Source organism: Bradyrhizobium sp. (assembly GCF_052389815.1).
Classification (GTDB): Bacteria; Pseudomonadota; Alphaproteobacteria; order Rhizobiales; family Xanthobacteraceae; genus Bradyrhizobium.
Genome location: NZ_JBQTHN010000116.1, coordinates 1 through 17,451, shown reverse-complemented (window position 1 = coordinate 17,451; position 17,451 = coordinate 1). Strand labels below are relative to the sequence as shown.

Below are 17,451 nucleotides of genomic sequence, written 5' to 3'. Positions count from 1 at the left end.
ACACGATTTCACCGTCCGCAGCTAGCGTTTCGCCCGGTGCAAGCACCTGACGCAGCAAGCGGCCCATCGCAACCCGCACCACGTTTCGTGACGATCGCGAAACGTCCCTCACGGTGGCACGGGCTGGGTCGGATATAATTCCGATTTGCGTAAGATGTCAAGGGGTGTTTTCGGATTTTTGGGACCCCGATATGTACGTCGTTCCGGGGCCGCTCGAAGAGCCGAACCCGGAACCTCGAGATTCCGGGTTCACGCTTCGCGTGCCCCGGAATGACGAACTGAGAGAGGGCCACCCTACGCCTTGAATTCCGCTACGGCCTCGATCTCGATCAGCATCGTCGGGTTGGGCAGCGCCACCACGACGCAGGTGGTGCGGGCCGGATAGGGTGCAGGTCCAAAGGCCGACGCATAGAGCTCGTTCATGACAGCGACATCGGCCGCGCGGGTCAGCAGCACGTTGACCTTGACGAGGTCGCGCATGGTGGCGCCGGCCTCATCGAGGATGCGCTTGATGTTGACGACGACGTTGGCGAACTGCGCCTCGAAGCCGTCGGGTAAATTGCCTTGGGCATCGAAGCCCGGAATGCCCGAAATGAACAACAGGTCGCCCGCGCGCGCCGCAAACGACAGCGGCGGTGCCTTGATGCCGGAAGGGGCGGGGAAATGCTTGATGGCCATGGGCGCCTCCGTTGCGAGCGTGCCCGCGAGCTTAGCCCGCTCCGCCGGCCTTGCCACCGCGGATTTGCGTTTCCGCCTTCAAACCGCCGCGACGGCCACGCATTTCTTTGCAGCCTGCCCCTGGGGTAGATTCGCCCCGTGATTCGACATGCGCCGCGGCGCACCCAAAAGCATCCCCGGAGACCGCTCCCATGAAGATTTATTCAGCCCTCTGTGCCGCGTTGCTTGCGTTCGCCGTTACCTTCACCGGCGCCTCGTCCGCCCGCGCCGACGAAGGCTTCGTCACGCTGACGATCTACAAGGCCGGCTGGATCATCGGCGGCAGCGGCGGCTCGGGCGTGCTGCAATTCCGCGGCCGCACCTATGGCCTCTCGACCGGCGGCCTCGACTATGGCCTCGTGTTCGGCGGCTCCAAGACCGTGCTGCGCGGCCGCGTCAGCAACATCATCCGCGCCAGCGACGTCGCCGGCGTCTACGGCGCCGCCGGCGCCGGCCTCGCGCTCGGCCGCGGCGCGCGCGCGATCGTGCTGACCAACCAGAAGGGCGCGGTGCTGGAGCTGACCGGGCACCAGGTCGGGCTGATGGCGAATGCGGATCTGAGCGGGCTGGCCATTACGATGAGGTGAGGGATCCCCTCGCAGGGGGTAGTGTTCGAAGCCAGAAGGCGGACTATGCTGCGCTGATCCGGCCTTGCTGGCGTTGGAAAGATTCGCATGTGGGAATTTACGACGTCCCTGATCGGTGAATTTGCGTCGTTCCTGTCGACCCACGAAAAGCTCGTCACGGCGTGGACGGCTATTGCCGCACTCATTGTCTCGTTTCTCGCTTTGCTTGCCACGATCGCAAATTCCGTCATGCAAAGGCGGCACAACCGGAAGAGCGTACACCCGATCGGTCATATCAGCGTCGGTGACTATGAAAACCAGCTCTTCGTACGAATTCGCAACGACGGCATCGGACCGATGATCGTGAAGAAGGTAACCGTGCGCAATCAAGAAAACGGAGAAACCAAGGGATCAATTATCGATTTCATGACTGACCTGCCTTTCGACTACCAATGGACTACCTTTGTTGGGGACATCACCGACCGGGCAATTTCGGCAAACGATCATCTTACGCTCATTTTGCTGGAGGGAGACGTGCAGGACGACCGCTTCCTTTCCTCGCGCCATCTCGTTCGGCAACTCGTTTCGAAGCTGTCCATCCAGGTGAAGTACGAGAACATCTATGGAGAACGAATGGCGCCGGCTTCACGGAATCTCGATTGGTTTGGAAGATTGCTCTAAGGCTGGGTGAGTTACGCTCGCTACCGCCTGCTGCTGTAGTCCGCGGGCGCGACCTCGGGCGTGCTGCAATTCCGCGGCCGCAGCTATCGCCTCTCGACCGGCGGCCTCGACTACGGCCTGGTGTCCGGCGGCTCCAAAACCGTGCTGCGCGGCCACGTCAGCAACATCTGGCGCGCCAGCGACGTCGCCGGCGTCCACGGCGCCGCCGGTGCAGGGCTCGCGCTCGGCCGCGGCGCACGGGCCATCGTGCTGACCAACCAGAAGGGCGCGGTGCTGGAGCTGACGGGGCATCAGGTCGGGCTGATGGCGAATGCGGATCTGAGCGGGCTGGCGATTACGATGCGGTGAGGGGGCGGTCAGGCAACGCCCGGAAGCTCAAAACTGTAAGTCTTCAGGGTCTCGGGATTGCCGGCCCGCTTCGAGGCATCGAGTATCTCGATGCCTACCACGCGTCCGTCGGTGTCGTAGTCCACGACAATACCGTCGGCAACTTCTTCGCTTTCCGATACCGCGCCGTCGCTCAGATTGAGATAAACGGCATCGGCGCTCTGGTCTATCCTGACGCGCATGGCTTCTTCCTGTCGAAGTAGGCGGTGATAATGTACTCCGGATCGTCGACCGGAGTCACGACCCTTAGCATGATGCGCCTGCCCGGCAGGCACTTGAAGAACGATCGATGAGGTGATGGGGCGGAGCGCCCGGTCTTTCAACGTCATTGCGAGCGCAGCGAAGCAATCCAGCTTTTCCGAACGCACGACGAAAGCTGGATTGCTTCGTCGCTATCGCTCCTCGCAATGACGGCCCGCAATCGGCGCGGCGTGGGCCGCGGCATTTCGTTTGCCGAACCCCAGCTTGCGACCCAGGCTTTCACTTCATTGAGCGGAACGGCTGCGCGCGTGTGCCGGAAAGCGTCCAATCGCCGGCGATCTTCGCCGGTGCCCAGATCGATATCCAGCGTGTCGCGGATGATGGGCATGGAGCAAGGCTAATAGCAGCGGCGGGGATTCGTCGATTGGGCACGATTGCAATCGGCGACGCCGTTCGTAAGATGGCGCGCTGTCAGGCATCAGGAGGCTGGCGATGGCCCTCGACACCGACAAGATCGACGACGCAGCGCTGGCGCTGCTCTATCTGACACTGCACGATGAATGGAGGGCCTGGAAAGGCATGGATTGGGGCGTGCTCGGCCGTCTGCACGAGAAAGGCATGATCCACGATCCCGTCGGCAAGGTGAAATCGGTAGTCTTCACGCCGGAAGGACTGGAGCGCGCGAAGACGCTGTTCGAGACGATGTTCAAGAAGTGACGCCGGTCGTGCGGCGCGCGACGCTGCGTAGGATGGGTAGAGCGACAGCGAAACCCATCATGGTCACGCGAAAAGAGTGATGGGTTTCGCGAAGGGCTCAACCCATCCTACGTACTACTTAGCTTCCAGCATCTGGCGTTTGTACCCGCCATTGGGTCCAAACATCGACCATGCCGCCGTGCATGCCGCGGACGGGTTGATCTTGTATGTTTGGATCACAGGCACCAGTGACTTCATTCGCAGCTCACCATACTCGCTGCTATCGAAATCCTTCTGCGTGAAGCCTGCCGCGCGCAATTCGTCGTGTACGTTGCTTTCGATGAGCTTGAAGGGGCAGTTGTCGCCTCGCCCGGCATATTCCGCTATGCTCACAAAGTTGAGCACATCGATCTGCTCGCGAGTGTAGGCGTGAGCGGTTTCTCCCACAGAGAGTGTCGCGAAGGCGACGGCAAGAATCCGTTTCATTCTAACTCCGTGTATAATAGTCGCGGCAATAAACGTACAATCTAAAGTATTAACAAAAAAGCCGGGCTTTCGCCCGGCTTTTTACATGCGCAGATAGGGCAGGAGTCAGAGCACCCTGTTACTCTCCTTCACCTTGTCCGCATCCAGATACACGCTGCTCCCCATCTCCTTGAACTTCGCGCTCATCGCGGCCATTCCATCCTCGATGGTGCCGGCCATCGACATCCCCACCGCCGCCGGATCGTTCAGCGTCGCCGCGTAGTCGCGCACGTCTTGCGTGATCTTCATCGAGCAGAATTTCGGGCCGCACATCGAGCAGAAATGGGCGACCTTGTGGGCTTCCTTCGGCAGGGTCTCGTCGTGGAAGTTTTTCGCGGTGTCCGGATCGAGGCCGAGGTTGAACTGGTCGGTCCAGCGGAAGTCGAAGCGGGCGCGGGACAGTGCGTCGTCGCGCAGTTGGGCGGCGGGGTGGCCCTTGGCGAGATCGGAGGCGTGCGCCGCGATCTTGTAGGTGATGACGCCGGTCTTGACGTCGTTGCGGTCGGGGAGACCCAGATGCTCCTTCGGTGTGACGTAACAGAGCATTGCGCAGCCGAACCAGCCGATCATGGCGGCGCCAATGCCTGACGTGATGTGGTCGTAGCCCGGCGCGATGTCGGTGGTCAGCGGCCCCAAGGTGTAGAACGGCGCCTCGCCACACTCCTTGAGCTGCTTGTCCATGTTGATCTTGATCTTGTGCATCGGCACATGGCCGGGGCCCTCGATCATGACCTGGCAGCCCTTGTCCCACGCGATCTTGGTCAATTCGCCGAGCGTCTCCAGCTCCGCGAATTGCGCGCGATCGTTGGCATCGGCAATCGAGCCCGGGCGCAGGCCGTCGCCGAGCGAGAACGAGACGTCATACTTGCGCATGAGATCGCAGATCTCGTCGAAGCGGGTGTAGAGGAAGCTCTCCTTGTGATGCGCCAGGCACCACTTGGCCATGATCGAGCCGCCGCGCGAGACGATGCCGGTGACGCGGTTGGCGGTGAGGTGGATGTAGGGCAGGCGCACGCCGGCGTGGATGGTGAAATAGTCGACGCCCTGCTCGCACTGCTCGATCAGCGTGTCCTTGTAGACCTCCCAGTCGAGCTTGACGGGATCGCCGTTGACCTTCTCCAGCGCCTGGTAGATCGGCACGGTGCCGATCGGCACCGGCGAGTTGCGCAGGATCCATTCGCGGGTGGTGTGGATGTTGCGCCCCGTCGAGAGGTCCATCACGGTGTCGGCGCCCCAGCGGATCGCCCACACCATCTTGTCGACTTCCTCCTCGACCGACGAGGTCACGGCGGAGTTGCCGATATTGGCGTTGATCTTGGTGAGGAAGTTGCGGCCGATGATCATCGGCTCCAGTTCGGCGTGGTTGATGTTGGAGGGGATGATGGCGCGGCCGCGGGCGATCTCGGAGCGAACGAACTCCGGCGTGATGAAGGCGGGGACCGCGGCGTCGAAGCTTTCGCCGTCGGCGAGGGCGGCTTCGGCGCGTTCCAGCTGTTGCTTGCGGCCGAGGTTTTCGCGCTCGGCGACGTAGATCATCTCTTTCGTGATGATGCCGGCGCGGGCGAATTCGAGCTGGGTGATCTTGTGGCCGTCAAGGCCGCGTAGCGGCTTGTGATGCGCGGAGAACGCTTTCGCGGCCTTGTCGGCGGAGAGGTTGCCGTTGTCTTCCGGCTTGACGACGCGGCCGTCATATTCTTCGACGCCGCCGCGCTCCCTGACCCAGGCCGCGCGATGCCGCGGCAGGCCGGCGTTGACGTCGATGGTGACGGTCGGGTCGGTGTAGGGGCCGGAGGTGTCGTAGACGGGAAGATTGGGCTCGCCCGCGCCTCCCGACAGGATGATCTCGCGCAAGGGCACGCGCAAGTCAGGCGCGGCTTCGGGCGTCGCGAAGATCTTGCGCGAGGAGGCGAGGGGGCCGGTGGTGACGGCGGGAAGGGTCTTGGCCGGATTGGAGCGGATGTTCATGGAAGCCTCCGTTTTATTTCGTAGTCGTTCCGGATGGGGAGTGGGTCGATCCGGGCGCTAGAGCATGGTGTTGTTGGGCGTCGTTCCGAACGGGCGGCGCAGCCGGCCGATCCGGAACCTCGAGATTGTTGAGCGAGATTCCGGGTTCTCGCTTCGCGAGCCCCGGAATGACGGCAGTAACAGTAGTCGTCATTGCGAGGAGCGATAGCGACGAAGCAATCCATGCTTCCACTTGTGGCGGCATGGATTGCTTCGCTCCGCTCGCAATGACGGGGAAAGAGTGCGCCATCACGCCGCCTCCGCGCTTTGGCCCAGCCACTGCCGCACCCGCGCGTCGGGGTCGGCGTGCTGGGTGACGTCGGAGACCACCGCGATGGAATCGGCGCCGGCGGCGAAGATCTCGGCTGACTGCTCGAACTTGATGCCGCCGATGGCGACCAGCGGGATGTTGCCGATGCGCTTTTTCCACTCGGTGATTTTCGCAATGCCCTGCGGGGCGAAGCGCATCGACTTCAGCGTGGTCGGAAAAATCGGTCCGAGCGCGACATAATCGGGCTTTGCCGCAAGCGCGGTGGCGAGCTCGGCATCGTCATGGGTGGAGATGCCGAGTGTGAGGCGTGCCTTGCGGATTTCGGCGAGATCGGCGCCGGCAAGGTCTTCCTGGCCGAGATGCAGATGCTGCGCGCCGGCGACGATCGCCGCGCGCCAGTAGTCGTTGACCACGAGTTTCGCGGCCGTGCCCTTGATCGCCTCCAGCGCGTCGGTGACGATCTGCAGCGCCTCGCCGTCGTCCAGATTCTTGGCGCGCAGCTGGATGGTGCCGACGCCGAGTAGCGCCAGGCGCGCGACCCAGGCGACGCTGTCGACGACGGGATAGAAGCGATCAGGATACGTGTGACGATCAGGATACGGCATGCCAGAACGGAGTCCCGATCACAGGGGTGGAGGGAGAGGCGAAGTCGCGGGCCTGCATCAGGCCCGCCTCATAGGCCGTGCGGCCGGCCTCGACGCCGGATCGAAAGGCCTTCGCCATCGCGACGGGGTCGGCGGCCTTGGCGATCGCGGTGTTGAGCAGCACCGCGTCATAGCCGAGCTCGAGCGCTTCGGCGGCATGCGAGGGCGCGCCGAGGCCGGCGTCGACCACCAGCGTGATGTCAGGCAGGCGGTCGCGCAGCAGTTTCAGCGCATCGCGATTGATGATGCCGCGGGCCGAGCCGATGGGCGCAGCCCAGGGCATCACGACCTTGCACCCGGCGTCCACGAGGCGCGTGGCGACGGAAAGATCTTCCGTGCAATAGGGGAACACTTCAAAGCCGTCCTTGATCAGGATGTCAGCGGCTTCGACCAGGCCCACCACGTCGGGTTGCAGCGTGTCGTTGTCGGCGATGACTTCGAGCTTGATCCAGCTCGTGCCGAACAATTCGCGCGCGAGCTTAGCCGTGGTCACCGCCTCGCGCACGCTGCGGCAGCCGGCGGTGTTCGGCAGCACCGTCACATCGAGCTCGCGGATCAGCGACCAGAACGCATCGCCGGTCTTGCCGCCGGCGGCCTCGCGGCGCAGCGACACCGTGACGATGTTCGCGCCCGACGCGCGGATCGCGCCTTGCATGATCGCCGGCGAGGGATACAGCGCCGTGCCGATGAGAAGGCGGGAGGCGAAGGTTTTGCCGTAGAAGTTGACCATCAGTCTTTATCCCTGGTCGTCCCGGCGAAAGCCGGGACCCATACCGCGTGATCTCTCTTGGGGCAGTCTGGTAGATACCTTCCGCAACCACGCACTGCTGTGGTTATGGGTCCCGGCGTTCGCCGGGACGACAGCGGAGTGTGCGGCGCGCGTCATGCTCCTCACCTCACCCTCCCTGCCGCGGCGTGATGATCTCGATCTCGTCGCCGGCCTTAAGCCTCGTCTCGGCCCAGCGGCTTTTCGGCACCACGTCGTAATTCAGCGCGATCGCGAAATGCGTGCCCTCGTAGTCGAGCTCGACCAGCAGCGCGTCGACATGCGAGGCGCTCACCTCGCGGCGCTCGCCGTTGACGATCACCTGCATCGCATCACCTCGTTGTCGAGCGCGCCGCGCTCGACATAGGAGAGCGTCAGCTCGGCCAGTGCCGGCGCCAGCAGGAAGCCGTGGCGATAGAGGCCGTTCACCGAGATGCGCTTCTTGTCGACGGTGATGCGCGGCAGGTTGTCGGGATAGGCCGGGCGTAAGCCGGAGCCGAATTCGAGGATGCGCGCCTCGGCAAAGGCCGGATGCACGGCATAGGCCGCGCCCAGAAGCTCCAGCGCCGAGCGCACGCTGACGCCCCAATGCTCGGCCTCGATCGAGGTCGCGCCCAGCATGAAGCGGTTGTCGCCGCGCGGGATCACGTAGAGCGGCCAGCGCGGATGGATCAGCCGCACGGGGCGCTTCAGCTCCACCTCGTCGGTCTCGATCACGATCATCTCGCCCTTGACGCCGCGCAGCTCCGGCTCGGTGTCGCGGGCGGCAAGGCCGCGGCAATCGATCACGATGCCTTCGAGGGCATCGATGTCGACGTCGCTGTCGAACTTGACGGTGCCGCCGGCCTTGACGATGCGGGCATGCAATTCCGGCAGCACGCGGCGCGGCTCGACATGGCCCTCGTCGGGATAGAACAGACCTTCGCGGAAGCGGCCGTCCAGCGACGGCTCGAGCTCGTCGATCGCAGCCGCGTCCAGCCTTCGATATTCCGAGGTCAGCCGCGCGAAGCGCTCGAAATCGCTGCGGTCGCGCGCATGCGCCACCACCAGCGAGCCGTTGAACTCCGTGTCGGGAAAATGCTGGCGCCACAGTTTCAGCGAGTGCAGGCCGAGCCGGCCGATCACCGGCTCGGCGGTCTCCGCCTCGCACCACGGCGCCAGCATGCCGCCGGCCCAGTGGCTGGTCGCTTCGGTCATCGTGGCGTCACTGCGCTCGTGCAGGGTGACGGCGTGGCCGGCTTGGGCAAACAGCAAGGCTTGCCATGCGCCGGCAATGCCGGCGCCGATGATGGTGACGGGGGAATCCCCCCTCGGCTTGGTGTTCTGGTACATCCCTGTCCCTTCGCCGGCATGACCCGGATCAGGTTCAAAGGGTCACCGCGGATTGCGGTATCTCAGCTCCGCCTTCGGAGCACCCCTCGGAACGGCTCTAATGTAGGCGCGTGAGGGGCCGTGTCAACGCGGCTTTGGCCCGTTTGCACCGTCCAAATGCGGACCTGATGTGCGGAACCCGCCTGCCGGCAAGGTGCGGCACGGCCGCTTCGGTTAACGCTTTGCGCACCATGATTATTGCGGCGCACGGATGGCTTAACCCCGCGGCTTTACCAAGCATTATGCGCCGGCATGGTTCGATCCGGCCGGAAATCCCGGAACAAGCCCATGAGCGTCACCACCGTCCACGCCGACCATGCCGCGCCCGCGCTGCGCACCCTGCTGCCGGTCTGGGTGGGCGCCGCCGTCTACGCGCTGTTCGTGCTCGCGGGCGATCGCCTGCTGATCGATCCGGATACGCTGTGGCAGGTCACGGTCGGGCAATGGATATCAGATCACCACGCGGTGCCGACGGTCGACGTCTATTCCTTCACCATGCGCGGCCAGCCCTGGATCTCGACGCAGTGGCTGGCGCAGGTGATGTACGCCGCGACCTATGCGGTCGCCGGCTGGGCCGGGCCGGTGGTGCTGGCAGCGGGCGCGATCGCTCTGACCTTCATGCTGCTGGCGCGCTTCGTCAGCCGCCGCCTCTCCGACAGCGCGACGCTGGTCTGCGTTGCCGCAGCGCTGGCGCTCACCGTGCCGCATCTCTTGGCGCGGCCGCATGTGCTGGCGCTGCCGGTGCTGGTGGCGTGGGCGGCGGGATTGATCGCCGCCGCCGACCGGCGCGCGGCGCCGTCGTGGTGGCTGCTGCCGCTGATGACGCTGTGGGCCAACCTGCATGGCGGCTTCGTGTTCGGCCTGCTTCTCGTCGGCGGCCTCGCGCTCGATGCGGTGTGGAATGCGGATGCGAGCGTGCGCAGGAAACTGTTCCTGCGCTGGTTCGCCTTCGGCCTCGCTGCGCTCGCGGCCAGCTGCGTCACGCCCTATGGCTGGCACGCGCTGCTGGCGTCGCAAAAAATCCTGTCGCTCGGCGCGGCGCTGCCGCTGATCATGGAATGGCGGCCGATGGATTTCGGCTCGCTCGGCGCGTTCGAGGTCTGCCTGCTGCTCGGCATGGGGCTCGCGCTCCATCACGGCATCCGCCTGCCGTTGATGCGGATCGTGCTGCTACTCGGCCTCGTGCACATGTCGCTGGCGCAGGGACGCGCGGCGGAGATCCTGGCGCTGATCGGGCCGCTCTTGCTGGCTGCGCCGCTGGCGCGGCAGATCGGTGGCAACGAAGTTACGGCCGCAACAGCCTCGCCGTTCCGCGGCGCCTCGGTCGCCGGCGTTGCCGCGGTGCTGGTGGCGGGAACGATCGCCTGGACCGCGGTGCATCGCTTCGAGCCGCATATGCGCACTTCGCCGGTCACTGCGGTGACCGAGCTGAAGAAGCTCAAGCTCTCGCGCGTGTTCAACGACTACGATTTCGGCGGCTATCTGATCGCGAGCGGCGTGGCGCCGTTCATCGACGGGCGCACCGAGCTCTATGGCGAAAAATTCTTCGTCGATCACAACGCCGCCTCCGGCCTGATGCAGCCGGACAATCTGTTCCGCCTGCTCGCGCAATACGACATCGAGGCGACGCTGCTGCGCACGCAGAGCGCGGCGACCAAACTGCTCGACCGCGTCGACGGCTGGCAGAAGGTCTATTCCGACGACATCGCGACGATCCACCTGCGCAAGGCCGGTGCGGTGCGCACGGTTGAGCCGGCGGTGTCTGCGAAGAAGTAGGTTGCCAGCGATCTACCGCGGCCTTTTCCACAGGCACGTCCCGGCCGATCGAATGGTGCGGTCGCCGGGATAGCCGGGCACCATCGGCTCCAGCCTGACCTGGCGGCGGGTGATGGCCTTGAGCTCGCCGCGCCATTTCGCATCCAGCAGCGAAAAATCCCCGAGCGCCCTCGAATGATCGCCATTGGCGGGCGCGAGCACGACGCCGACGGTCACCGGGTCGGCAATCCCGTCACCCTCGCCGAACAGCCAGAGCTCCCAGATGATCGCGTTGCGCCGGGCCCAGCGAACGATCTCGTCCGTCCAGTCAGCAAGCATCGCGGACAATCAGGGTTCCGAAACAGCCGGGGTCGAATGCTTCGCGCACGCTGCGTTCGCTCGTCGTGATGCCGCTTGCGCAACCGCCATGTCCGTTCAGTATCGAGTTCATTGCGCCGCGCCCCGATCGTTCTCTGCCGAGAATTTCTTATGCGCAGGAAACGCGCGCAACAACGAAGACGATTTGGAAGAACTCCAGACTGGACCTGTTCTAGAAATCCGTGCGCAATTTTGCGTCAGTCAGCGCATCGCGCGCAGCGTTTCGTAGCGCGCACGCAACAGCAGTGGAGTTGTTCGTCGAGTTGTAGCGGTTCTAACGCGCGCAGCGATGCGCGCCGGAACTCGCGTGATAAGGACGCCGTCAAACAGATCGCAAAGATCGAAGAAGCGGGGCGTCGAATGTTCTGGGGTCGTGAAGTAAAGTTGCGTTACTTCGCATTGCACCCTCACGCGCGGCCTGCGGCTTGGAGGAACCGCAGGTCGGGGAGTGGAGCCGATCTCGCTGCGCGGGCCAGGGCTGTCTGCAGTGCCTCGATGTCGGAAGCCGGATCGGGTTGCCAGCCGCACCCGCAGAGGGGATCGCAGCGATGGTGACCGGCGACGTCCTGGTAGATCGAACCGACAGCTGTAGCGGCGAGATCCATGACAGTCATGGGCGGCAGGCAGCTCTCGTGCAATACCTTGCAGAAGGCTGCCATGATCGATTGATACAACGCCGCGCGCGCGGCTTCATGATCCGGGTCAAGAGGCATGGTCCCTCGCGTATCGCACGGCACTCGCCACGGCCAGCATGGCATGAGGGCACGGGCCTGTCGGCCGCCAATGGCACTTCAAGAAGCAGATACGTTCATCGGAGGCGTCCCTCAAGGCATTGCTTGCCGTGTTGAACTTGAATCGCTCCAAGCCCGATGACCGATTTCATCGATCGCCAGCAAAAACTTGCATCGATGTGAAGACTCGTACGCGTGCTTTGCGAGACGGGATTTCTTCTGGAAGCGTTCCAGACTGGAATCGTTTTGCGAATAACGCGTGAGAGTTGCGGGAACCGCGCGAATTCGTAGCTCAACAGCAACAGCGGAATAGATCATGATCATCCTTTAGCGTTTCTAATCGCGTCGACGATGTCAGCGCGATGCTGCGTGATATGGACGCCATAACAACAGCGGCCGAACAGGCCGAACGAAACGGGGCGTCGTATGTTTTGTCATCGCGGGGTGAAGTGGGGCTACATCGCAGGCGCGAGCCTGCTCGTGCTAGCCATGACGGCAGGCAGCGGCGCGCACGCGCAAACGCAGTTGCCGCCGGTATCGGTCGATCCTCCCAAGGAGCAGACGGTGCAACGCGCGCAGCCGGCGCGACGGGCAACGCGGGCGACCACGGGTGCGCGCCGGGCCGCGGCGCGGCGGGATCAATCGCAGGAAGCGGCGCCGTCCCGGACTTCCGGTGCAGCCGGCATCGAGCGCGCCAACGGGCCAGTGGTTGGCTATCTCGCCAACCAGAGCGCGACCGCGACCAAGACCGATACGCCGGTTCTCACCACGCCGCAGTCGATCTCGATCGTGCCGAAGGATCAGATCGTCGACCAGGGCGCGCAGAACATCACGGAGGCGCTGCGCTACACGCCCGGCGTCACTATCCAGAGCTTCGGCGCCAATGCCTTCTTCGACGCGTTCAAGCTCAGGGGGTTCGATGCGCCGCGCTACCTCGACGGCTTGCGGCTGCCGGCGGACAACACGACCTTCGCGATCCCGCGCATCGAGACCTACGGGCTGGAACGGATCGAGGTGCTCAAGGGACCGTCATCTGGACTGTACGGCCAGTCCGATCCAGGCGGCCTGCTCAACCTCGTCAGCAAGCGGCCGACGGCCACGCCGCAATACGAATTCGTCGGCTCGTTCGGATCGTTCGAGCGCTTCCAGGGCGCCTTCGACATCGGCGGACCGATCGATCCGAGGGGCGAGTTCCTCTACCGCATCGTCGGCCTCGGCCGCGACAGCAACAGCCAGACCGACTTCGTTGAGGACAACAAGCTGTTCATCGCGCCGAGTTTCACGTGGCGGCCGACCATCGACACCACCTTCACGATTCTGTCGCACTACCAGAAGGTCGACAACAAGGGCTATCAGCAATACGTCCCCGGTCAGGTGTCGTTCCTGCCGAATCCGAACGGGCACATTCCCTACAGCCGCTATCTCGGCGAGCCCGCCACCGACGGCTATCACCTCGAGCAGTTCGCGGTCGGCTACGCCTTCGAGCATCGCTTCAGCAACAATCTGCAATTCCGCCAGAACCTGCGCTACACCGAGGTCAGCAACGATCTCGCGTCCGTGCGCACCGAAGGCATGGATCCCGTGAATCCCAACCGCCTCGTCACACGCACCTATAATTACGTGAAGGCGAATGCGGCGAACATCGCGCTGGACAATCAGTTACAGGCCGACTTCGCGACCGGCCCGCTGACGCACAAGGTTCTGTTCGGCGTCGACTATTTCGATCTTTGGGCCAACACCGATTACCGCTCGGCCGGCATCGCGTCGATCGACGCCTATGCGCCCGTATACGGCACGCCCGTTCCGTCCTTTGCCTCGCTCCCGCCATTCATCCTGCGCGACGACAAGCTGTCCCAGGCCGGCGTTTATCTGCAGGACCAGGTCAAGCTCGACCGCTGGACCCTCACCTTGAGCGGCCGGCAGGATTGGGCCAGCTCCGACTTCACCAGCAAGGCGTTCTACCCGCCGGCCGGCACCTACAACCGCAACGATTCCGCGCAGACCGGCCGCGTCGGCCTCAACTATCTCTTCGACGTCGGACTGTCGCCCTATGTCAGCTACGCCACGTCCTTCACGCCCAATCTCGGCGCCGATCTCTCCGGCCAGTCCTTCAAGCCGACGACGGGCGAGGGCGCCGAGATCGGCGTCAAGTTCAAGCCGAACGGCGCGAACTTCATGGTCACCGCGGCGCTGTTCGACATCCGGCAAGAGGACATCCTGACCACGAGCCCGATCAACCCGTTCTTCCAGGTGCAGACCGACGCGGTGCGGGTGAAGGGGCTGGAGCTCGAGGTGCGAGGCAACCTGACGCGCGAGTTCGAGATCGTCGGCGGCTACAGCCATCTCGATCCGCGCATCACGACCAGCATCGCGGGTTACGCCGGCAAGTACCTGAAGAACACCGCGCAGGATCAGGCCTCGCTGTGGGGCAAGTATACCTGGTATGCCGGTCCGCTCGCCGGCCTCGGCCTCGGTGCCGGCGTCCGGTATGTCGGCGAAACCTACGGCGATGACTTCAACACTCTCGTCATTCCCTCCTACACGCTGCTGGACGCCGCCATCAGTTATGATTTCGGCTACATGCGCCCCGACTGGAAGGGCTGGAAGGCGCAGGTCAACGTCACCAATCTCACCGACAAGTTCTACGTCGCCTCGTGCCTCACGGGCCTGCCCTACTGCGGCCTCGGCAATGCGCGCACCGTGCTCGGCACCTTGAAATACAGCTGGAACCAGGAAGGGCGGCGGTGACGGCGGCGACCCGATCACTTCGACGATGGGGCTTCGTCCACAAGTGGACGAGCCTCATTTGCACGCTGTTCATGCTGCTGCTGTGCGTCACGGGGTTGCCGCTGATCTTTCATGAAGAGATCGACGAGGTCCTGCACAGCCAGGTGAAGCCGGCCGACGTGCCGCCGGGAACGCCGCCGGCCGATCTCGACCGGCTGCTCGCCAATGCGTTGGCGCAGAAGCCGGGGCAGGTGCCGCACTTCCTGATCTGGGATCGCGACGATCCCAATGCGATGTTCGTCAGCGTCGGGCCGTCGATCACGTCAGACCCTTCGAAGAATCTTCTTGTCAGGATGGACACTCACACCGGGGCCTATCTCGATTCGCCCGACGTTACCGGCCGCTTCACCTACATCATGCTGAAGCTGCACACCGACATGTTCGCAGGCCTTCCCGGAAAGCTCTTCCTCGGCCTGATGGGCATCCTGATGTGCGTCGCCATCGTCTCGGGAATCGTCGTCTATGCGCCGTCGATGCGAAAGCTCAGCTTCGGCACCTACCGTGCGGACCGTACCCGTATCGTGCGCTGGCTCGACGTGCACAACCTCGCAGGCATCCTGCTGGTCGCCTGGACGCTGGTGGTGGGCTTCACCGGCGTGATCAACACCTGGGCCGATCTCGTCGTGAAGATGTGGCAATACGGTCAGCTCGCGGAGATGACCGCGCAGTATCGCGACCGACCGGTGCCGGCCAGCCTGACCTCGCTCAATGCGGCGGTCGAGGTTGCAAAGCATGCCGTGCCCGGCATGACGCCGAGCTTCGTTTCGTTTCCCGGAACCATCCTCAGCAGCAAGAGCCACTATGCGGTGTTCCTGAAGGGCGATACCCCGCTCACGTCGCGGCTGTTGAAGCCGGCCCTGATCGATGCGGAGACCGGCAAGCTCACCGACACGCGCGACATGCCTTGGTACGTGACGACGCTGTTCGTCTCGCAGCCGCTGCATTTCGGCGACTATGGCGGCATGCCGCTGAAGATTCTCTGGGCGCTGCTAGATGTGCTCACCATCGTCATCCTGGTCACCGGCCTCTATCTGTGGCTGCGGCGTCGGCGGTCAGGCGTGAGCATCGACCGGGCGATCGCGCAGTCGTCCGCGCAAGCGGTGGCGTCGTGACCGCGGCGATGAAGAAGACCGCGCATCGCAATGTCCGCCAGATCTTCGCCGCGCCCCTGGCGGTGGCGATCGTCAGCGCGTTCGGCCTCGTCGCCGCGCTTGTCGGCGACGGCTGGTGGGACGCCTCGTCATGGGCGGCGCTCGCCGTGCCTGTCCTGCTTTGCCTGTTCTTCCTGTGGTGGCGAAAGCCGCGATGATGGGCTGTGCCGGAATGGGACGGTGAAAGTTCCGGCGGATGCCCGGCGGCAGCTTCCGACTGTGGTTGCTGTGCATGCACACGCAGAGCGGAGCGCGCAAGGCGCGTTATGCACGATGTAGTGACGAAACGAATCAAATTGATTGCGCTGTCAATTGCAGCGCAGCGACGAATTGCATGCTTGTCCACCGGTATAGTCGTGCAAATGACGCAATGTCGGTCTAGTGTGGCTTCCGTTACACAGAACGTGTGCGGCCGACAGCTTCTGTTCCTGTCTAATCACCCGACATCACGATCAAAAAAGTTCTGAGGGAGTGCGCACCATGGCCAGAGCAAATCTCGGCTATCTTCCCCGTGGAAATCCGTGTGCCCAGTGCGGCAAGCCGATTTCATCCCCTGACTGGGTGGAACAAGGGCAAGGCCGCATCTCCTACCTGTGGTCCTGTCGCGCCTGCGACTATCGGTTCGAAGCGGTTGCGATCTTCGACGAGCGCCAGGTGGAAGCGGAACCGCTCGCGGCCTGACGGTATCGCTCCGACCCGTTTCGATTTCCAACTTACATTCGGCGTTGCGCTCCAGTTCTGCGTTGCGCCGTAGTTCGGTGTTGCGCTGTGCCGCGTGCGGCGCAGCGCAACCTCGCCTGTTCCGCCAGGCAATCGCGGGAACTGTTGTCGAAGTGGCGTGTTCTCCCGCATCGGTTCTTGAAGTGAGGGAGACCACACCATGATCGCCAAATATGCCATTGCCGGCGTCGCCGGTACGGCTCTGCTCGCGTCCATCGCGTTTGCGCAATCGCCGACTTCGCCCGGCGAGAGCAAGATGGCGCCGCCGGCCAAGTCGGACACCGCGTCCACGTCAGCCTCTACTTCGTCGTTCCAGGGCAACTGGCGCGCATCGAAGATGGTGGGCCTGAGCGTCTATAACGAGAAGAACGAGAGCGTCGGTTCGATCAACGACATGCTCACCGACAAGAACGGCAAGATCGTCGCCGTCGTGATCGGCGTCGGCGGCTTCCTCGGCGTCGGCGAGCACCTGGTCGCAATACCGTTCGAAAAGGTGAAGTTCTCGGATCAGCCGATCGCCTACACCGGTGCTGCCAACACCGGCGCGCCGGCCCGGCCCGGCGGCGCTGGCGGCGCGGGCACGACCACGGGCGCGGCGCCGGCGGCCACTGCGCCGAAGCCGAACCCCTGGTGGCCGGACCACGCCGTCTTCAACGCCACCAAGGACGAGTTGAAGGCGATGCCGCAGTTCAAGTATTCGACCTGAGGCAAGCGCTCACGGGTTGAAGCCTGATCGGCAAATAGCCGGGCCGCACCGCGGTCCGGCTATTTTTGCGACCCCGCGTCCCCTCAAGCGGATGGTGCGCCGCATCCTATCGGCACCCTCTGGCTGATGTTAGGCTTGGCAGTGCGGCAGGAGCATCCTGCGTCCTGCCCCATCACATCGGGAGGACGGTTATGGCTGATAGCGTCTACAAGGTGATCGAGCTGATCGGCACCAGCAAGGATTCCTGGGAGAAGGCGGCGGCCGGCGCCCTCAACCGGGCCAGCAAGACGCTGCGCGACCTGCGCGTTGCCGAAGTCGCCGAACTCGACCTTGTGCTGGATGCCAAGGGCAGGGTGGAAGCCTACCGCGCCAAGCTGAAAGTTTCGTTCAAGTT

21 protein-coding genes, 1 pseudogene and 1 riboswitch are annotated in these 17,451 nt (G+C 63.9%); of the genes and pseudogenes, 11 read left to right on the top strand and 11 right to left on the bottom strand.

Annotated elements, in window-relative coordinates; genetic code table 11:
- Positions 1–294 precede the first annotated feature (294 nt).
- The gene (locus ACT4OC_RS20235; protein ID WP_444840809.1) at positions 295–678 is read right to left on the bottom strand and encodes a RidA family protein; all 384 of its coding nucleotides are present in this window, start codon (positions 676–678) and stop codon (positions 295–297) included.
- Positions 679–869: 191 nt separating this feature from the next.
- Here ACT4OC_RS20235 and ACT4OC_RS20230 point away from each other — a divergent pair, with 191 nt between their 5' ends.
- The 3 genes and pseudogenes from ACT4OC_RS20230 to ACT4OC_RS20220 all read left to right on the top strand — a co-directional run.
- Complete coding sequence (locus ACT4OC_RS20230) at positions 870–1,304, top strand: hypothetical protein (protein ID WP_444840808.1); 435 nt, start codon at positions 870–872, stop codon at positions 1,302–1,304.
- An 87-nt stretch (positions 1,305–1,391) separates the two neighbouring features.
- On the top strand, positions 1,392–1,964 hold the full coding sequence (locus tag ACT4OC_RS20225) for a hypothetical protein (protein ID WP_444840807.1): 573 nt from the start codon (positions 1,392–1,394) through the stop codon (positions 1,962–1,964).
- A gap of 54 nt (positions 1,965–2,018) precedes the next feature.
- Positions 2,019–2,312 (top strand): annotated as a pseudogene (locus ACT4OC_RS20220) (hypothetical protein); the annotation flags it as partial.
- Positions 2,313–2,320: 8 nt separating this feature from the next.
- Here ACT4OC_RS20220 and ACT4OC_RS20215 read toward each other — a convergent pair.
- Both ACT4OC_RS20215 and ACT4OC_RS20210 read right to left on the bottom strand, forming a co-directional pair.
- On the bottom strand, positions 2,321–2,533 hold the full coding sequence (locus ACT4OC_RS20215) for a DUF2283 domain-containing protein (RefSeq protein WP_444840806.1): 213 nt from the start codon (positions 2,531–2,533) through the stop codon (positions 2,321–2,323).
- Positions 2,534–2,676: 143 nt separating this feature from the next.
- Positions 2,677–2,940 (bottom strand): hypothetical protein, encoded by a 264-nt coding sequence (locus tag ACT4OC_RS20210; protein ID WP_444840805.1) that lies wholly within the window; start codon positions 2,938–2,940, stop codon positions 2,677–2,679.
- A gap of 104 nt (positions 2,941–3,044) precedes the next feature.
- Here ACT4OC_RS20210 and ACT4OC_RS20205 point away from each other — a divergent pair, with 104 nt between their 5' ends.
- Positions 3,045–3,269, top strand: coding sequence for a DUF6429 family protein (locus ACT4OC_RS20205; protein WP_444840804.1), 225 nt, complete (start codon positions 3,045–3,047; stop codon positions 3,267–3,269).
- 114 nt (positions 3,270–3,383) lie between these two features.
- Here ACT4OC_RS20205 and ACT4OC_RS20200 read toward each other — a convergent pair whose 3' ends face one another.
- The 6 genes from ACT4OC_RS20200 to ACT4OC_RS20175 form a co-directional block, all read right to left on the bottom strand.
- Positions 3,384–3,734 (bottom strand): hypothetical protein, encoded by a 351-nt coding sequence (locus tag ACT4OC_RS20200; RefSeq protein ID WP_444840803.1) that lies wholly within the window; start codon positions 3,732–3,734, stop codon positions 3,384–3,386.
- A 105-nt stretch (positions 3,735–3,839) separates the two neighbouring features.
- Positions 3,840–5,738, bottom strand: a complete 1,899-nt coding sequence (gene thiC, locus ACT4OC_RS20195) for a phosphomethylpyrimidine synthase ThiC (RefSeq protein ID WP_444840802.1) — start codon at positions 5,736–5,738, stop codon at positions 3,840–3,842.
- A 288-nt stretch (positions 5,739–6,026) separates the two neighbouring features.
- Complete coding sequence (locus ACT4OC_RS20190) at positions 6,027–6,653, bottom strand: thiamine phosphate synthase (protein ID WP_444840801.1); 627 nt, start codon at positions 6,651–6,653, stop codon at positions 6,027–6,029.
- Complete coding sequence (locus ACT4OC_RS20185; RefSeq protein ID WP_444840800.1) at positions 6,640–7,422, bottom strand: thiazole synthase; 783 nt, start codon at positions 7,420–7,422, stop codon at positions 6,640–6,642. The genes ACT4OC_RS20190 and ACT4OC_RS20185 overlap by 14 nt, the downstream gene beginning before the upstream one ends.
- A gap of 166 nt (positions 7,423–7,588) precedes the next feature.
- Positions 7,589–7,786 carry a sulfur carrier protein ThiS gene (thiS, locus tag ACT4OC_RS20180; protein WP_444840799.1) on the bottom strand — a complete coding sequence of 66 codons (198 nt, stop codon included), beginning with the start codon at positions 7,784–7,786 and terminating at the stop codon, positions 7,589–7,591.
- The gene (locus ACT4OC_RS20175) at positions 7,777–8,790 is read right to left on the bottom strand and encodes an FAD-dependent oxidoreductase (protein ID WP_444840798.1); all 1,014 of its coding nucleotides are present in this window, start codon (positions 8,788–8,790) and stop codon (positions 7,777–7,779) included. The genes thiS and ACT4OC_RS20175 overlap by 10 nt, the downstream gene beginning before the upstream one ends.
- Positions 8,778–8,887, bottom strand: a riboswitch (TPP riboswitch). (Overlaps the previous gene by 13 nt.)
- 230 nt (positions 8,888–9,117) lie before the next feature.
- On the opposite strand from ACT4OC_RS20175, the gene ACT4OC_RS20170 reads away from it, so the two are divergent.
- On the top strand, positions 9,118–10,605 hold the full coding sequence (locus tag ACT4OC_RS20170; RefSeq protein WP_444840797.1) for a hypothetical protein: 1,488 nt from the start codon (positions 9,118–9,120) through the stop codon (positions 10,603–10,605).
- Between the two features lie 12 nt (positions 10,606–10,617).
- Here the strand turns inward: ACT4OC_RS20170 and ACT4OC_RS20165 are convergent, their stop codons facing one another.
- Positions 10,618–10,932, bottom strand: coding sequence for a hypothetical protein (locus ACT4OC_RS20165; RefSeq protein ID WP_444840796.1), 315 nt, complete (start codon positions 10,930–10,932; stop codon positions 10,618–10,620).
- Positions 10,933–11,369: 437 nt separating this feature from the next.
- Positions 11,370–11,675, bottom strand: a complete 306-nt coding sequence (locus ACT4OC_RS20160; RefSeq protein ID WP_444840795.1) for a hypothetical protein — start codon at positions 11,673–11,675, stop codon at positions 11,370–11,372.
- A gap of 444 nt (positions 11,676–12,119) precedes the next feature.
- Here ACT4OC_RS20160 and ACT4OC_RS20155 point away from each other — a divergent pair, with 444 nt between their 5' ends.
- The 6 genes from ACT4OC_RS20155 to ACT4OC_RS20130 form a co-directional block, all read left to right on the top strand.
- Positions 12,120–14,441 carry a TonB-dependent siderophore receptor gene (locus tag ACT4OC_RS20155; RefSeq protein WP_444840794.1) on the top strand — a complete coding sequence of 774 codons (2,322 nt, stop codon included), beginning with the start codon at positions 12,120–12,122 and terminating at the stop codon, positions 14,439–14,441.
- Complete coding sequence (locus tag ACT4OC_RS20150; protein ID WP_444840793.1) at positions 14,438–15,592, top strand: PepSY-associated TM helix domain-containing protein; 1,155 nt, start codon at positions 14,438–14,440, stop codon at positions 15,590–15,592. The genes ACT4OC_RS20155 and ACT4OC_RS20150 overlap by 4 nt, the downstream gene beginning before the upstream one ends.
- A complete protein-coding gene (locus tag ACT4OC_RS20145; RefSeq protein WP_444840792.1) occupies positions 15,589–15,789 on the top strand; it encodes a hypothetical protein in 201 nt (66 codons plus the stop codon). Before ACT4OC_RS20150 ends, ACT4OC_RS20145 begins: the two co-directional genes overlap by 4 nt.
- A 322-nt stretch (positions 15,790–16,111) precedes the next feature.
- Positions 16,112–16,312 carry a hypothetical protein gene (locus ACT4OC_RS20140; RefSeq protein ID WP_444840791.1) on the top strand — a complete coding sequence of 67 codons (201 nt, stop codon included), beginning with the start codon at positions 16,112–16,114 and terminating at the stop codon, positions 16,310–16,312.
- A 199-nt stretch (positions 16,313–16,511) separates the two neighbouring features.
- Positions 16,512–17,057: a PRC-barrel domain-containing protein gene (locus ACT4OC_RS20135; protein ID WP_444840790.1), complete on the top strand. Its 546-nt coding sequence runs from the start codon at positions 16,512–16,514 to the stop codon at positions 17,055–17,057.
- A gap of 191 nt (positions 17,058–17,248) precedes the next feature.
- A partial coding sequence (locus tag ACT4OC_RS20130) for a dodecin family protein (RefSeq protein WP_444840789.1) occupies positions 17,249–17,451 on the top strand: 203 nt, incomplete at its 3' end.

Bases quoted from the DNA above. Each gene is read 5' to 3' on its own strand.
- ACT4OC_RS20210 (WP_444840805.1), bottom strand. From the start codon at position 2,940: ATGCCCATCATCCGCGACACGCTGGATATCGATCTGGGCACCGGCGAA.
- ACT4OC_RS20135 (WP_444840790.1), top strand. From the start codon at position 16,512: ATGATCGCCAAATATGCCATTGCCGGCGTCGCCGGTACGGCTCTGCTC.
- ACT4OC_RS20170 (WP_444840797.1), top strand. From the start codon at position 9,118: ATGAGCGTCACCACCGTCCACGCCGACCATGCCGCGCCCGCGCTGCGC.
- ACT4OC_RS20230 (WP_444840808.1), top strand. From the start codon at position 870: ATGAAGATTTATTCAGCCCTCTGTGCCGCGTTGCTTGCGTTCGCCGTT.
- ACT4OC_RS20200 (WP_444840803.1), bottom strand. From the start codon at position 3,734: ATGAAACGGATTCTTGCCGTCGCCTTCGCGACACTCTCTGTGGGAGAA.
- ACT4OC_RS20175 (WP_444840798.1), bottom strand. From the start codon at position 8,790: ATGTACCAGAACACCAAGCCGAGGGGGGATTCCCCCGTCACCATCATC.
- thiS (WP_444840799.1), bottom strand. From the start codon at position 7,786: ATGCAGGTGATCGTCAACGGCGAGCGCCGCGAGGTGAGCGCCTCGCAT.
- ACT4OC_RS20160 (WP_444840795.1), bottom strand. From the start codon at position 11,675: ATGCCTCTTGACCCGGATCATGAAGCCGCGCGCGCGGCGTTGTATCAA.
- ACT4OC_RS20215 (WP_444840806.1), bottom strand. From the start codon at position 2,533: ATGCGCGTCAGGATAGACCAGAGCGCCGATGCCGTTTATCTCAATCTG.
- ACT4OC_RS20235 (WP_444840809.1), bottom strand. From the start codon at position 678: ATGGCCATCAAGCATTTCCCCGCCCCTTCCGGCATCAAGGCACCGCCG.
- ACT4OC_RS20155 (WP_444840794.1), top strand. From the start codon at position 12,120: ATGTTTTGTCATCGCGGGGTGAAGTGGGGCTACATCGCAGGCGCGAGC.
- thiC (WP_444840802.1), bottom strand. From the start codon at position 5,738: ATGAACATCCGCTCCAATCCGGCCAAGACCCTTCCCGCCGTCACCACC.
- ACT4OC_RS20185 (WP_444840800.1), bottom strand. From the start codon at position 7,422: ATGGTCAACTTCTACGGCAAAACCTTCGCCTCCCGCCTTCTCATCGGC.
- ACT4OC_RS20225 (WP_444840807.1), top strand. From the start codon at position 1,392: ATGTGGGAATTTACGACGTCCCTGATCGGTGAATTTGCGTCGTTCCTG.
- ACT4OC_RS20190 (WP_444840801.1), bottom strand. From the start codon at position 6,653: ATGCCGTATCCTGATCGTCACACGTATCCTGATCGCTTCTATCCCGTC.
- ACT4OC_RS20140 (WP_444840791.1), top strand. From the start codon at position 16,112: ATGGCCAGAGCAAATCTCGGCTATCTTCCCCGTGGAAATCCGTGTGCC.
- ACT4OC_RS20205 (WP_444840804.1), top strand. From the start codon at position 3,045: ATGGCCCTCGACACCGACAAGATCGACGACGCAGCGCTGGCGCTGCTC.